The organism is Tannerella sp. (assembly GCF_030528505.1).
Lineage (GTDB): Bacteria > Bacteroidota > Bacteroidia > Bacteroidales > Tannerellaceae > Tannerella.
Genome location: NZ_JAUMYS010000070.1, coordinates 1 through 14,866 on the forward strand (window position 1 = coordinate 1; position 14,866 = coordinate 14,866).

The 14,866-nt window shown below is 49.5% G+C and carries 12 protein-coding genes; 6 read left to right on the top strand and 6 right to left on the bottom strand.

Annotated features, from left to right (window positions below; genetic code table 11):
• Positions 1–106 precede the first annotated feature (106 nt).
• Both ffh and folD read left to right on the top strand, forming a co-directional pair.
• Positions 107–1,435: a signal recognition particle protein gene (ffh, locus tag Q4A89_RS10085; protein WP_303185294.1), complete on the top strand. Its 1,329-nt coding sequence runs from the start codon at positions 107–109 to the stop codon at positions 1,433–1,435.
• Positions 1,436–1,447: 12 nt separating this feature from the next.
• The gene (gene folD / locus Q4A89_RS10090; RefSeq protein WP_303185296.1) at positions 1,448–2,356 is read left to right on the top strand and encodes a bifunctional methylenetetrahydrofolate dehydrogenase/methenyltetrahydrofolate cyclohydrolase FolD; all 909 of its coding nucleotides are present in this window, start codon (positions 1,448–1,450) and stop codon (positions 2,354–2,356) included.
• A gap of 120 nt (positions 2,357–2,476) precedes the next feature.
• Here the strand turns inward: folD and Q4A89_RS10095 are convergent, their stop codons facing one another.
• Positions 2,477–3,727: an ABC transporter permease gene (locus tag Q4A89_RS10095; RefSeq protein ID WP_303185297.1), complete on the bottom strand. Its 1,251-nt coding sequence runs from the start codon at positions 3,725–3,727 to the stop codon at positions 2,477–2,479.
• A 55-nt stretch (positions 3,728–3,782) separates the two neighbouring features.
• Positions 3,783–4,988, bottom strand: a complete 1,206-nt coding sequence (locus Q4A89_RS10100) for a pyridoxal phosphate-dependent aminotransferase (RefSeq protein WP_303185298.1) — start codon at positions 4,986–4,988, stop codon at positions 3,783–3,785.
• A gap of 311 nt (positions 4,989–5,299) precedes the next feature.
• Here Q4A89_RS10100 and lpdA point away from each other — a divergent pair, with 311 nt between their 5' ends.
• From lpdA to Q4A89_RS10120, 4 genes are all read left to right on the top strand, one after another.
• Positions 5,300–6,658 carry a dihydrolipoyl dehydrogenase gene (lpdA, locus tag Q4A89_RS10105; RefSeq protein WP_303185299.1) on the top strand — a complete coding sequence of 453 codons (1,359 nt, stop codon included), beginning with the start codon at positions 5,300–5,302 and terminating at the stop codon, positions 6,656–6,658.
• 17 nt (positions 6,659–6,675) lie between these two features.
• Positions 6,676–7,989, top strand: coding sequence for a pyridoxal phosphate-dependent aminotransferase (locus Q4A89_RS10110; RefSeq protein ID WP_303185300.1), 1,314 nt, complete (start codon positions 6,676–6,678; stop codon positions 7,987–7,989).
• A gap of 115 nt (positions 7,990–8,104) precedes the next feature.
• Positions 8,105–8,455: a YqgE/AlgH family protein gene (locus tag Q4A89_RS10115; RefSeq protein ID WP_303185301.1), complete on the top strand. Its 351-nt coding sequence runs from the start codon at positions 8,105–8,107 to the stop codon at positions 8,453–8,455.
• Positions 8,374–8,697 (top strand): YqgE/AlgH family protein, encoded by a 324-nt coding sequence (locus Q4A89_RS10120; protein ID WP_303185309.1) that lies wholly within the window; start codon positions 8,374–8,376, stop codon positions 8,695–8,697. The genes Q4A89_RS10115 and Q4A89_RS10120 overlap by 82 nt, the downstream gene beginning before the upstream one ends.
• Before the next feature lie 386 nt (positions 8,698–9,083).
• On the opposite strand, the gene Q4A89_RS10125 is transcribed toward Q4A89_RS10120, so the two are convergent.
• From Q4A89_RS10125 to dnaG, 4 genes are read right to left on the bottom strand one after another with little or no spacing between them, the layout of a single operon-like run.
• A complete protein-coding gene (locus tag Q4A89_RS10125; RefSeq protein ID WP_303185302.1) occupies positions 9,084–10,364 on the bottom strand; it encodes an O-acetylhomoserine aminocarboxypropyltransferase/cysteine synthase family protein in 1,281 nt (426 codons plus the stop codon).
• A 57-nt stretch (positions 10,365–10,421) separates the two neighbouring features.
• The gene (locus Q4A89_RS10130; protein ID WP_303185304.1) at positions 10,422–11,708 is read right to left on the bottom strand and encodes an ABC transporter permease; all 1,287 of its coding nucleotides are present in this window, start codon (positions 11,706–11,708) and stop codon (positions 10,422–10,424) included.
• The gene (locus Q4A89_RS10135; protein ID WP_303185306.1) at positions 11,705–12,628 is read right to left on the bottom strand and encodes an ABC transporter ATP-binding protein; all 924 of its coding nucleotides are present in this window, start codon (positions 12,626–12,628) and stop codon (positions 11,705–11,707) included. The genes Q4A89_RS10130 and Q4A89_RS10135 overlap by 4 nt, the downstream gene beginning before the upstream one ends.
• 5 nt (positions 12,629–12,633) lie before the next feature.
• Positions 12,634–14,733, bottom strand: a complete 2,100-nt coding sequence (gene dnaG, locus Q4A89_RS10140; RefSeq protein WP_303185307.1) for a DNA primase — start codon at positions 14,731–14,733, stop codon at positions 12,634–12,636.
• Positions 14,734–14,866: the final 133 nt, after the last annotated feature.

The following is a 14,866-nucleotide window of genomic DNA, read 5'->3' on the forward strand; positions in this document are numbered from 1 at the left end:
ACACGCAGAGGAGGGGACAGAAAACAAAGCGTCGGCCTTGTGTTTTTATCTGGCCAGTGTAAAAACTCGAGGATTTTATCTAAATTTGCAACCAAAAATCAGAGCTATGTTTGAAAATTTAAGTGACCGGTTAGAACGCTCGTTTAAGCTGTTGAAAGGCGAGGGCAAAATTTCCGAGTTAAATGTGGCGGAAACGCTGAAAGATGTGCGTCGGGCCTTGTTGGATGCCGATGTCAATTATAAAGTGGCCAAGCAGTTTACGGATACAGTAAAAGCAAAGGCGATGGGACAGGATGTGCTCACTTCGCTGAAACCCGGCCAATTGATGGTCAAAATCGTACACGACGAACTGGCCACCTTGATGGGAGGCGTTGCGGCCGAATTTAATCTGACAGGATCACCAACGGTCGTACTGATGGCCGGTCTGCAAGGTTCGGGAAAGACAACCTTCTCCGGTAAACTGGCCAATATGTTGAAGAGCAAGAGAGGAAAAAATCCTTTACTGGTAGCTTGCGACGTATATCGCCCTGCGGCCATCGACCAGTTACACGTTTTAGGTGAACAGATCGGAGTCCCGGTATATTCGGAACGGGAAAATAAAAATCCGGTCGATATTGCGCTTCATGCCATTCTCGAAGCGAAGAAGACTGGGCGCGACTTAGTCATTATCGATACGGCGGGTCGTCTGGCGATTGACGAGCAGATGATGGAAGAGATCGCAGCGATCAAAAAGGCAATCCAGCCCAACGAAATCTTGTTTGTTGTCGACTCGATGACCGGACAGGACGCCGTGAACACAGCCAAGGAATTTAACGACCGTCTGGACTTTTCGGGCGTGGTGCTTACCAAGCTCGACGGAGATACCCGCGGTGGTGCAGCGCTCTCCATACGCACCGTAGTCGACAAGCCGATCAAGTTTATCGGAACCGGCGAAAAAATGGACGCGCTTGATGTCTTCCATCCCGAACGAATGGCTGATCGTATTCTCGGTATGGGTGACGTCGTCTCGCTGGTTGAGCGTGCACAGGAGCAATACGACGAAGCCGAGGCACGCCGAATCCAAAAGAAACTTGCCAAAAATCAGTTTGATTTCAATGATTTCCTCGGACAAATCCAACAAATCAAGAAAATGGGTAACCTGAAGGATTTGGCGTCCATGATTCCGGGTGTGGGCAAGGCATTGAAGAATATCGACGTCGATGAGAACGCATTCAAAAGCATTGAAGCCATAATCTATTCGATGACTCCGCAAGAGCGTACGAATCCTTCTATCCTGAACGGTTCGCGCAGGCAGCGCATCGCCGCAGGGAGCGGCACGTCGGTGCAGGATGTTAACAAGCTGATCAAACAATTTGACGAAACACGTAAGATGATGCGAATGATTACGACCGTCAAGCCGGGCAGCCGGATGATGCGTTCACCATTTCGCAGATAAAAACAAAAAGTTATGGAAGAACAGGTTTATCAATTAATCGATGGGAAGGCCGTGGCAGCCCAGGCCAAGAAAGAATTAGCTGCCGAAGTAGCAAACATCAAACAGGCGGGAGGGAAAATCCCGCACCTTGCAGCCATATTGGTCGGCCACGACGGGGGCAGCGAGACGTATGTGATGAACAAAGTAAAAAGTTGCGAAGCTATCGGATTCCGGTCAACCTTGATCCGTTGCGAAGCCGATATAACGGAAGAGGAATTACTCCGTAAGGTACAGCAGCTGAACGAAGACGACGATGTAGACGGCTTTATCGTACAGCTCCCCCTGCCAAAACACATTTCCAGCCATAAGGTGATTGAAGCAATTGATTATCGGAAAGATGTGGATGGCTTCCATCCGATCAATGTCGGGCGGATGGCGCTCGGGTTACCTTGTTTCAAGTCGGCTACGCCCGCAGGCATCGTTGAGCTGCTGCGATACTACGAAATCCCGACCAAAGGAAAGCATTGCGTTATTTTAGGGCGCAGTAATATCGTAGGCAAGCCGATGGCTACCCTGATGATGCAGAAAGACTATCCGGGCGATTGCACCGTGACGGTGTGCCATAGTCGATCCGAGAACCTGAAGGAGATGTGTCTAAGTGCGGATATCATCATTGCCGCGTTGGGTGTTCCCGAATTTTTGAAAGGAGATATGGTGAAAGACGGAGCCGTTGTGATTGATGTCGGTACCACGCGTGTGCCCAGCAGTGTCACCAAGAGCGGTTATCGCCTGATGGGCGATGTGGCCTTCAACGAAGTAGCTCAGAAGTGCAGCTATATTACGCCTGTTCCCGGTGGAGTAGGCCCGATGACGATCATCTCGCTTATGCGCAACACGTTGTTGGCAAGCACGAAGTCACTTTTCTCTTCAGTGGAGAAATAGTCTTTTCGATCATCTATTACCGCTGGAATTAAGACAGATATAAAGATTTCGCTCTTCTGGAGATATCCGAAAGAAAAAGAGGCAGGCCGTTTTTTGAAAAAGAAATACGAGCCTGCCTTGCTATTCGAAGCGGATCGTTTTGGCCGGACTGATTTTGGTGATCAGGTACGAAGGAGCAAGCATCATCAGGAGCGAAACGGCGGATGCTCCAAGGTTAATCAGTAGCCATGTACCGGGCGTCAGATGAATGGGAACGGCGTCGAGGTAATACACGGAGGGGTCGAGAGACAGCGGTTGGAAAAAGAATTGTATCCAACAAAGTACCAGGCCGATGATATTCCCCCAAAGCATCCCTTTACCGATCAGGAAAGCCGAGATATACAGAAAAACACGGCGCAGGCTACGGTCTTGCTGACCGAGCGCTTTCAGAATACCGATCATATTTGTACGTTCGAGGATGATGATCAGTAACCCCGAAATCATGGTGAATCCCGATACGGCCATCATCAATACAAGAATCACGGCAACATTCAAGTCGAGCACATCAAGCCAACTGAATATCATCGGATTCAGTTCTTTAATGGAACGAACATAAAAGACATTTCCTTTATGGTCACGACGATTGAGCAACTGATCATCAACAACAGCAGTCACCTCATCAAGGTCATCGTAGTCATCGACCTGCAGTTCCAGCCCACTGACGGCGTCAACCTCCCACCCGTTCAGACGACGAATATGCTTGATATCGGTCAGGACAAATAATTTGTCGTAGTCCGTAAAACCGGTATCGTAGATGCCGCTGATGCGGAATTTGCGCGCTCTCACCTCATCTTGCACGAAATAAGCTAAAAATGAGTCGCCGCAACGAAGGCGAAGCATATCGGCCAATTGCTGCGAGATCAGCACATCGTTCGTAACCTTTCCCGTATCAACACTGAAAAGCTCGCCTTCCTTCAGATGTCTCCTGAAAAATGTCCAGTCATATTCCACATCGACGCCTTTAAGCACAATACCCTGAAAATCCGTTTCGGTCTTAAGGATTCCCGGCTTGGTGGCGAATGTCTCAACATGACGAATGCCCGGAATCGTGTTCAGGAGATGCTTCAAGCTGTCGCTAACAAAAATCGGCGCCGTCTCATACGACGAATTACTGTCAAAGTTGGAAATCCGGATATGCGAACCGAAACCAATGATTTTGTTACGTACTTCCTGCTTGAACCCGACAACGATCGCCACCGAAAGAATCATCATAGCCACGCCCAGCGCAATACCGGCTACGGCAATACGTACAGCCGGCGGTGTGACCCGTCTGCTGTCGCGTCCCTCTTTCGAAAAATGAATACGCCGAGCTATAAACAGTTCAATATTCATCTCTCACGCCGGCGATATAGCTCCTTTTCGTATATCTTCATATTCTGTTGTTAGCCTAAACCCCAAGCCAGACCTTGCGGTACGTATCCAAAGCACGGGCTAAAACATCAAGCGCCTTGGCCAGCTCTTCCTTTTTTAACACGTATGCGATACGCACTTCGTTTCGTCCATAACCGGGTGTCACGTAAAAGCCCGAAGCCGGAGCCATCATGACCGTCTGCCCTTCATAAGCGAAATCGCTCAGGCACCATGCGCAGAACGTGTCGGCATCGTCGATCGGAAGTTTGGCTACCGTATAAAAAGCGCCCATCGGAAGAGGCGAATAGCAGCCCGGTATACGGTTCAAACCATCGACAAGAAAATTACGCCGCTGCAAATATTCGTCATAAACGGCACGCATATATTCTTCGGGCGTATCGATAGACGCTTCGGCAACGATTTGTCCGAGAAGCGGCGGACTGAGCCGTGCCTGACACCATTTCATCACGCTCTTCTTCACCTGCGCATTTTTTGTGACCAAAGCGCCGACACGAATACCGCATTCGCTGTAACGCTTCGACACCGAATCAAGCATGACCACGTGCTGTTCAAGCCCTTCAAGGTGGAACGACGAAACATAAGGTGTACCGGTATAACAAAACTCACGATAGACCTCGTCCGAAAATAGAAATATATTATGTTTTCTCACAAGCTCGCTCAAACGACGCATCTCCTCTGCCGTATAAAGATAACCGGTCGGATTGTTCGGATTGCAGATCATGACGGCCTTCGTGCGAGGTGTGATCATTTCCTCAAACTTATCGATCGGCGGCAAAGCAAATCCGTCTTCAATCGATGAGGGCACCGCCTTTACCACTACACCGCACGACAGAGCAAACGACATGTAATTCGCATACGCCGGTTCAGGGATCAATAACTCATCACCCGGATTCAGACAAGCCAGAAATGCAAAATTTACGGCTTCCGATGCTCCCGTCGTAACAATAATATCGTCCGTATCGACCATGATGCCGAAACGGCGATAATAAGTGACCATTTTTTTACGCAAACTGAGCAATCCTTCGCTTGGGCTGTATTCCAGCACCTCACGATCGATACGACGCATGGCATCAAGCCCCACTTCTGGAGTTCGAATATCGGGTTGCCCGATGTTGAGATGATATACTTTGATTCCTCTTGCTTTCGCTTCATTAGCTAACGGAACTAATTTCCGTATCGGAGATTCGGGCATGCTGATCCCACGTTGTGATATTACCGGCATTTCTTTTCTTTTTTTTAAAGTTCGATGCAAACATAAATAAAAAAGTCGAGATTTTTATACATGAGTCCATAAAAATCAAAACTGAATTATTCTATCGGTAATGAAGGTGTTTCAAGCACAATATTTCATTGAATAGCCAACTTATTTATCCTTATGAACACACTCACTCACCCAGCGTCAGCTCGCAAACCAATACGAATTCGGTTATGAAATTATGCCGATATTACCTTTTTTAGCGCATTCCATATGGAAAGTCCTTTTTTTTACGTACGTTTGCACGTTAACAGTAAAAAAATAAAACAGTAGAAAACATGATAGATTTAGCGATTATCGGAGGCGGACCGGCCGGATATGTGGCGGCAGAACGCGCAGCAGCGAGAGGACTTGAAGTAACACTGTTCGAAAAGAAAGACCTGGGTGGTGTCTGTCTGAACGAAGGATGTATTCCGACGAAAACATTACTCTACAGCGCAAAGGTATACGACTATGCCAAGCACGGCGACAAGTACGGCGTCCATGCTCCGGATGCAACATTCGACTTCGGCAAAATCGTTGCCCGCAAGAACAAAACGGTACGTAAACTGGTGGCCGGCATTAATGCCACGATGAAAGCACATAACATACACGTCGTAAAAGGAGAAGCACACATCCAGGGACGCACGGAAGAGGCCATCGAAATTCATTGCAACAACGAGACGTTTCAGGCTAAAAATCTGCTACTTTGTACCGGTTCGGAGGCTTTTATCCCCCCTATTCCCGGAATCGAAGCAGCCGGAGACCGCATCGTAACAAACCGCGAGATTCTGGCCATGAAAGAGCAACCCTCCTCGCTCGTTATCATTGGAGGTGGCGTGATCGGCATGGAATTTGCGAGCCTGTACAACAGCCTCGGTTCCGAAGTGACGGTTATCGAGATGTTACCCGAAATATTGGGGGGATTAGACAGTGAGGTCAGCGCGATGTTGCGTGACATCTATACGAAGAAAGGGATTCGCTTCCATCTCTCATGCAAAGTGACGGAGGTCAAAGGCAACGAAGTCTTTTTTGTAAACTCCGAAGGTGCGCAAGCTTCCGTTTCGGGAGAAAAGATTTTGATGAGCGTCGGCCGACGGGCTGTAACGACAGGCTTCGGATTGGAGACGTTAGGGGTAGAAACAGAACGCGGAGCTGTAAGAGTCGATGCAAAAATGCGGACAAACGTGCCGAACGTCTACGCTGCAGGCGATATTACCGGGTTCTCGATGTTAGCCCACACCGCCAGTCGCGAAGGCGAGGTGGTGGTAAACAATCTCACCGGGCTCGAAGACGAGATGCGTTATCATGCTATTCCCGGTATCGTCTACACCAATCCGGAGGTCGCTACAGTCGGTCTGACCGAAGAACAAGCTCAAAATAAAGGCATCGAATACAGTGTTGCCAAGCTCCCGATGACTTATTCCGGGCGTTTTGTTGCAGAAAATGAAGGAGCGACCGGACTCTGCAAAGTGCTTTTCAGTCCTCAGCGGAAGATACTGGGTGTTCACATGCTGGGCAATCCTTGCAGTGAAATGATTCACGGAGCATGCATGGCTATTGAGCAGGGGATGACGATTGAGGCACTCCAAAAAGTCGTATTCCCCCACCCCACCGTTTCGGAAATATTCAAAGAGACCTTGTTTACAACAAAATAACCGTAAAATAAAGGACCATGAAAAACACACCGATTAACTACGAAACGGCACGACGTGCAATCGACCGTTATCAATTACAGGATTTCGGTAAGGCAACTATCCGTGAAGTAGTAGCCATCTCCAACCAACTGGAGCAAGAAACCGGTATCGAATTCATTCACATGGAGATGGGTGTGCCGGGACTACGGCCGGCACAAGTCGGCACGGATGCCGAAATCGAAGCTTTACAAAAAGGCATTGCAGCCATCTACCCCGACATCAACGGCCTGAAAGCACTCAAAGAGGAAGCTTCCCGGTTTATCAAAGCGTTTATCGATATCGATATCTCTCCCGAAGGATGCGTACCGGTAACCGGCTCCATGCAAGGCACGTTCGCCTCTTTCCTTACGTGCGGACAATGCAACCCGGCAAAAGACACGATCCTGTTTATCGATCCGGGCTTTCCCGTTCAAAAACAGCAGATCACGGTCATGGGCTATCGGTATGCCTCATTTGATGTTTACGAACATCGGGGAGAGAAACTCGCAGACATTTTGGAGAAATACTTGTCGCAAGGAAATATCGCTGCCCTCGTCTATTCGAACCCGAACAACCCGGCATGGTTCTGTCTGACGGATAATGAACTGAAAACGATTGGTCAAATGGCAACGAAATACGATGTCATTGTGATCGAAGACCTTGCTTATTTTGCTATGGATTTCCGGAAAGACCTCGGCACACCGTTCCGGCCGCCTTTTCAACCAAGCGTCGCTCACTATACAGATCATTACATCCTGCAAATCTCCGGCTCGAAAGCCTTCAGCTATGCCGGACAACGCATCGGAGTCACAGCAATTTCCGACAAGCTGTATCATCGGGCTTACGAGGGACTGACCCAGCGGTACGGTAGCGGAACATTCGGAACGGTCTATATCCATCGCGTGCTCTACGCGCTTTCTTCGGGAACGAGCCACTCGGCGCAATACGCACTTTCCGCGATGCTGAAAGCCGCATCGGACGGCACGTTCGACTTTGTCAACGAAGTCAAAGAGTATGGACGGCGGGCAGCGAAACTCAAAGAAATTTTCACCCGTTACGGTTTCCACATCGTATACGACCGTGATCTGGACGAACCCGTGGCCGACGGTTTTTATTTTACGATCGGGTATCCGGGCATGACCGGAAGCCAGCTGATGGAAGAATTGATTTGCTACGGTATCAGCGCCATTTCGCTCGGAACTACGGGAAGTCGACAGGAAGGATTGCGAGCATGCACGTCTTTTATCAAGCCGCATCAATATGAATTGCTTGAAGAACGATTAAGAATATTCAATGAAAATCATACGGCGTAACAATCCGAAACTTATTATTGTTTTTTAACGGAAAAAGTTTTCTTTTTCCTTGTTCTTCTTCAAAATACATATTATATTGCCGCCCTAAATTTGAGGATTATTCGTAATTGCAACAATGGCTCAATATAAAGACATCTTCAAAATCAAGCATAACGACTTACGACCGGGAAAGGGGAAAATTCTCATTTCCGAACCGTTTTTGCAGGACGCTTACTTTCAACGTTCCGTCGTATTGTTAGTTGAGCACAATCAGAACGGCTCGATGGGCTTCGTGGTAAATAAACCGACCGGGCTCATTGTCAATGATTTTTTTCCGGAGCTAAAAAATATCCGGTTCTTCCTATTTATCTTGGCGGCCCTGTCAGTTCGAACCGGTTATTTTTCATCCACTCACTCGGTCAGGCTATTCCCGGCAGCGTGCAGATTGAAGAAAATCTATATTTTGACGGTGATTTTGAGGCGTTGAAACACTATATCCTTGGCGGTAATCCTTTCAATGAACGCGTAAAATTCTTTTTAGGTTACTCAGGGTGGACTAAAAATCAATTAGATGGTGAAATTGTACGCGACTCTTGGTTAGTCAGCCATTCGACCGATCGAAGTTTGATGCTTGCGCATGACGACTCGTTCTGGACTCGCTCCGTCGAGCTTCTCGGCCGCCCGTACAATACATGGATCAACTATCCCAAAAATCCGGAGATGAATTAAAGGCAAATTGCGCGATTTCGGCATGTCTATCCTAACAATTAACTTATTACATCAGACTTACAGCCCTCTGGCGGAGTTGGTGACCTTTTTTCCCAACGCTGCGCATTGGGCTGAATTAATACGCCCCTACGGGGCTCTTACTGTATTCAGCCATCCGTTTTCAGCGGTCAGCGTTGGACCAACGAATCAACAACTAAACATCTCAACGCCCGCAGAGCATAACACCTACAAAGGTTAAACGTCCCTGCGGGGCTTACAAGGGCTGAAAGCCCGATTTAAATCAATCGTTAATTGGTCAATGAATACAATAATCAAAAAAAGACGGTGTATATTCCTTTTATATCACACCGTCTTTGTTATGAAACTACATTAGCGCAGCAGAAGAACTACACCTTTTCCAGTGCTTGTTCCACATCGGCAAGAATATCATCGATATCTTCGATTCCGACAGAGAAACGTATCAGATCGGGCGCTACACCTGCGGCAACCAATTGCTCGTCGGTAAGTTGACGATGCGTATGACTGGCGGGATGCAACACGCACGAACGTGCATCGGCCACATGCGTTACGATAGACACAAGTTGCAGGGAATCCATGAAACGGATCGCATGATCACGTCCCCCTTTGAGACCAAACGTAAGCACTCCGGAGGCTCCTTCGGGCAGGTATTTGCGAGCAAGCGTATGATATTTATTGTCAGGCAGCCCACAGTAGTTCACCCACTCCACTTTCGGATGTCTGGCGAGGTATTCCGCTACGGCCTGAGCGTTCGAGCAGTGGCGAGGCATGCGCAAGTGCAGCGTTTCGAGACCGACATTCAGCAAGAAAGCGTTCATCGGCGAAGCCGTAGAACCAAGATCGCGCATCAACTGCACGGTTGCTTTAACAAGGTAAGCCACTTTTCCGAATTTCTCGGTATAGACAATGCCGTGATACGAAGCATCGGGCATGGTCAAGCCGGGAAATTTGTCCTTGTGCGCGTTCCAGTCGAAATTCCCACTGTCGACGATGACACCTCCGACGGCTGTTGCATGACCGTCCATATACTTCGTTGTCGAGTGGATAACGATGTCGGCTCCCCATTCGATCGGACGGCAATTGATCGGCGTAGCCAACGTATTATCGACGATCAGCGGCACCCCATGACCGTGTGCTATACGTGCAAAACGTTCGATATCGAGTACGGCTCCGGCCGGGTTAGCCAATGTTTCGCCAAAGACAGCCTTCGTATTCGGACGGAACGCTTTTTCAATCTCTTCGTCTGTGGCATCCTGATCGATAAAGGTCACATCCAGCCCCATCTTCTTCATTGTCACTCCAAGGAGATTGAATGTTCCTCCGTAAATTTTAGACGTACAAATGAGGTGTCCACCCGTTTCACAGATATTGAACAGCGCATAGAATACCGCCGCCTGTCCCGATGAGGTCAGCATGGCCGCCATACCGCCTTCGAGCGAGGCAATTTTGGCGGCAACACTTTCGTTCGTAGGGTTTTGCAAACGCGTATAAAAAAATCCGGAAGCTTCGAGATCGAACAGTTTGCCCATCTCATCGCTCGTTTCATATTTGAATGTCGTACTTTGATAGATCGGTACTACACGAGGTTCGCCGTTTTTAGGCTGCCAGCCTCCCTGTACACAGATCGTTCCTTTTTTTTGTTTATTCATCTTTGCTTTTATCATTTGTTATTCGGGGTACAAAGATAAAAAATTTAGACACACCTGCTACTTAAAAGAAAGCCAGCGGACAATTTCTTTCAGGTTCGGTTTCTTGCCGTATATCAAGATACCGATGCGATAAATCTTGGCAGAGATCCACGTCAGACCGACCGCCGAAGCAAACAGCAAGAAGACGGAGAGCAGCGTTTGCCAAAGCGGGATCTCGTAAGGGATACGCATCATCATGACCACCGGCGACGTGAACGGAATCATTGAGCACCAGAAAGCCAACGGTCCGTCGGGGTTTTCGATACTGTAAATGCCGGCGTACAACGCAAAGGCGAGAATCAGGATAACGGGGGTCATGAATTGCTGGGCGTCTTCGGGGTGATCGATTACCGAACCGATGGCCGCAAAGAGCGAAGCATACAGCAGATATCCTCCGAAGAAATAGACGACAAAGAGAAACAGGATTTCGGAGAAGTTAAACGATTGCAGCTTAGCCATCCATTCGCCCATTTCGCCGGCAGTTGCCGCCCCCCCCTGCTGCATCGCTACAGCAGCATCGGCGCCTGCGCCGAAGAAGAGGCCGATCACGGTGAAACCGACCATGGTAAGAATGCCCCAAAGAAAGAGCTGGGTGAGTCCGACAAGACCGATACCAATGATTTTACCCATCATAAGGTCGAACGGACGGACGGACGATACCATAATCTCGACGATGCGGTTCGTCTTCTCTTCCGAAACGCCCTGCATCACCATCGAACCGTACATAATGATAAACATATAGATCGTCATGGTAAAAAGAATGCCGATGGCGTAAGCCAGCGAAACGGACGACTGGCTCTCGCTACCGTCTTCGCTCAGTTTAATCGTTTGCACCTGAAAGCGTATCTGACTCTCACGAATGATTTCTTCCAGCCTCGGAATTTGATATGATGCGATTTTATCGCTTTCGATTTGTTTGCGCAACGTTTCGTTCACGGTACGCGACAAAGCCTCAGGTATCTGCTTGTGCGAATAAAGAGCAGCCGCTTCAGGATGTTCCAACAGGTCGTCGGTAATTTTGAGCGTGGCAAACACCTCTTTCACCTCATCCTGCGATGCCGGGACGGAGGCTTTTCCGTCGAAAAAGCGGTAATTGTCAACATCTTTGAACAACGACACGTATTTTCCCGTTTCGTCGATGACAGACACCTGAAATATCTCGCTGCTCTTGATAGACGACAGCCACAGCGGTACGAAAATCAGTGCAATCATCAGCAGCGGCGTCAGAAACGTCAGCAGGACGAATGATTTTTTTCTGACGCGGCGGATGTATTCCCGCTTAATAATTAATCCTATACTATTCATGATGGTTGCGATGTATTTTGTGTAACGGTACGAATAAAAATATCGTTCATCGAAGGCAATACCTCGTTGAACGAGCGTATCTCACGCTGTTGCGCCAAGGCATTCAGCAACGAGGAGTTAGTGACGCCTTCTTCCTTGCGGATATGCGCCTCCGTATATCCGTGCTGAGCCTTCTGGGAAAGCACGGTGAACAATTCCGGTACGGACGTGAGGGGTTGTCCGTCGGCGACGACTACGCGGAAAATATGCTCTTTGAAACGCTCACGTACTTCATGAATATCGCCCGAAAGGACGACATGCGAGCGGTCGATCAGCGCAATCTCGTCGCATATTTCTTCGACCGAGGGCATATTATGTGTCGAGAAAATCAGTGTCCTCCCCTCCTCTTTCAGTTGTAACATCTCCTGCTTCAGCCGTTCGGCATTAACGGGGTCAAAACCGCTGAACGGCTCGTCGAAGATGAGTAGCGTCGGTTCGTGTACGACCGTGATGATAAATTGCACTTTCTGCTGCATCCCTTTCGAAAGTTCTTCGAGTTTGCGGTTCCACCACGGCATGATGTCGAACTTTTCGAACCATTCGGTCAGCCGTTTATTCGCGTCACGGCCGCTCAACCCTTTGAGACGGGCAAAATAAACGGCCTGTTCTCCCACTTTCATTTTCTTATACAGTCCGCGCTCTTCGGGCAGGTACCCGATTCGATAAATGTCGTCGTGCGTCGAAGGCCTTCCGTCGAAACGCACCAGCCCGCTATCCGGAGCGGTGATACGGTTAATGATCCGGATCAATGTCGTCTTACCGGCGCCGTTCGGGCCTAACAGCCCGAAAATCTTCCCTTCCGGAACCCGGATACTGACATCGTCGAGTGCACGATGATTCGCGTACTGTTTAACGATATGTTCCGCTTCTACAAAATACATATAAGTTACATTTTTAAAATAATTCGTTCTCCTAATTCTTTGCTTAGCGCCACCTTGATGGCATTCAGCCGTTTTTGTTCCTTCATTTGCTCGATGGCTTCGTCGATGCGCCCTTCGGCCTGCAATTCCTTGATTTTTTTATTGATGCCCGCGATCTGCTGCAACAGGTGAGCACCTTTGAGGGCGAACAGATCGCGTACGATCGCTTTCTCCCACATTTTCACCTGCCGACGATTCATTTCTTCACGTTCTTCCTCGGTCGGCTCCGCCGCTGTTTCTTCAGGCGTTTCGTTCCCGAAACCGATCTGATAGATGCCGCCCGCAAGATTCGTAGCCACAGACGAAACTGCCGGGTCGGGGTGAGACGAAAAATAGCTCTCCGCCTTGAATCCGGGAACATGACACTGATCGACCGCCTCTTCAAGGATCATTGAAAAGAGCGGTGTAGAAAAAGCGAGATCGTCTTTCTGCAATTCTTCGCTGATGTATTCGGCCACACGGACGACGACGTGCTCCCCACTCTCCTCGTCCGTATAATCATACAGCACTAACTCGCCTTGCGACACGACGTAGCGAAGCAACGCCTCCTCGATAGCCCGGTAAGGCGAAGGAGTTGCGCGTTTGGGTGGCGTCGGCGCAACGGACTGCTGTACGGGAGTTGTCGTCGGGGCATGCTCGCCCTCCGAAGCGGACGTGGGTGACGGCGACCCTCCCCCCTCCGACAAGGCGGGACGATCCGATGACGGATCGACGGGCGATGGCGGCGGAGCCGGCTGCCGATAAAGCGACGGCGCCCGGCGTCGCTGAGCGCGTATCTTATTCAGTTCGGCCAGCAGCACCGGCTCTTTGATCTCCAACAGATGGCTACATTCTTTGAGGTAGACGGAGCGGATGATATTATCCGGAATCACGGCGATGGAATGTAAGATATCCGAGATCAGGGAAGCGCGTTTAAGCGGATCATTCCCCGCCTCATCGAGCAGCAGTTGCGTTTTGAAGCGAATAAAATCCGTCTCATGTTCCTGAATATACACCGAAAATTCAAACGCATTGCGCGAACGCGCGAACGAGTCCGGATCTTCGCCGTCGGGCAGCAGCAACACTTTCACGTTCATCCCCTCTTCGAGCAGCAGGTCGATGCCTCGAATAGCGGCCTTGATACCGGCCGCGTCGCCGTCGTAGAGCACCGTGATATTGTTCGTCATCCGGTGAATCAGATGAATCTGGCGTTGCGTGAGCGCCGTTCCCGACGAGGCGACGACATTCTCGATACCCGACTGATGCATGGAGATCACGTCGGTATACCCTTCGACGAGGAAGCATTTGTCGGCCTTCGCGATCGCCTGCTTCGCGAAATACAAGCCGTACAGTTCGTTGCTCTTATGATAAATCTCGCTCTCGGGCGAGTTGACGTATTTGGCCGTCTTCTTCGTCTGGTCGAGGATACGCCCACCGAACCCCACGACCTTACCGCTGAGCGTATGAATGGGAAAGATCACGCGTCCGCGAAAGCGGTCGCTCCCGGCCCCGTCGTCGTAAAACGTAACAAGCCCCGTCTTTTCGAGGTATTCCTTGCGGTAGCCTTTGCCGATAGCCGACTGGTAGAGATCGTCTCGCTTCTCGAGGCTGTACCCGAGTTGGAACTTACGGATCGTCTCGTCGCGAAAGCCGCGCTGCGCGAAATAAGACAGTCCTACGGCGCGTCCTTCTTCATGGTCGAGCAGCCGCGAAGTAAAATGTTTCTGCGCCCAACTGTTGAGGATAAACATGCTCTCCCGGTCACTCTGCGAACGCTTCTCCTCGTCGGTCAGTTCACGTTCCCGCACCTCGATGTGATACTTCTTGGCCAGAAAACGCAACGCGTCCTGATAGCTCAGTTGTTCGTGCTTCATGATGAAATAGACCGGCGATCCGCCCTCGCCACACGCAAAGCACTTGCAAATATTTTTGGCCGGCGAGACATAGAACGAAGGCGTTTTATCGGTATGAAACGGACACAGACCGACGAAGTTCACCCCGCGCTTTCGCAGCGTGACAAATTCAGACACAACATCCACAATGTTTGCCGCTTCCAAAATCCGTTCCCGTGTTATCGCATCAATCATCCGTCTCTTTTTGGCGGAAGCAAAGATATAAAAAAATAGCGATGCGTATGAATGATTTTTACCTCTCTTGCTACACCGCTCCCAACGAAGGTCTAAACATCGATTTCGGAGCAAAAAGCTCACTTATCTGACC

Coding starts and splice junctions, on each gene's coding strand:
- folD (WP_303185296.1), top strand. CDS start 1,448: ATGGAAGAACAGGTTTATCAATTAATCGATGGGAAGGCCGTGGCAGCC.
- Q4A89_RS10100 (WP_303185298.1), bottom strand. CDS start 4,988: ATGCCGGTAATATCACAACGTGGGATCAGCATGCCCGAATCTCCGATA.
- Q4A89_RS10130 (WP_303185304.1), bottom strand. CDS start 11,708: ATGAATAGTATAGGATTAATTATTAAGCGGGAATACATCCGCCGCGTC.
- Q4A89_RS10135 (WP_303185306.1), bottom strand. CDS start 12,628: ATGTATTTTGTAGAAGCGGAACATATCGTTAAACAGTACGCGAATCAT.
- lpdA (WP_303185299.1), top strand. CDS start 5,300: ATGATAGATTTAGCGATTATCGGAGGCGGACCGGCCGGATATGTGGCG.
- Q4A89_RS10125 (WP_303185302.1), bottom strand. CDS start 10,364: ATGAATAAACAAAAAAAAGGAACGATCTGTGTACAGGGAGGCTGGCAG.
- Q4A89_RS10095 (WP_303185297.1), bottom strand. CDS start 3,727: ATGAATATTGAACTGTTTATAGCTCGGCGTATTCATTTTTCGAAAGAG.
- dnaG (WP_303185307.1), bottom strand. CDS start 14,733: ATGATTGATGCGATAACACGGGAACGGATTTTGGAAGCGGCAAACATT.
- Q4A89_RS10115 (WP_303185301.1), top strand. CDS start 8,105: ATGGCTCAATATAAAGACATCTTCAAAATCAAGCATAACGACTTACGA.
- ffh (WP_303185294.1), top strand. CDS start 107: ATGTTTGAAAATTTAAGTGACCGGTTAGAACGCTCGTTTAAGCTGTTG.
- Q4A89_RS10110 (WP_303185300.1), top strand. CDS start 6,676: ATGAAAAACACACCGATTAACTACGAAACGGCACGACGTGCAATCGAC.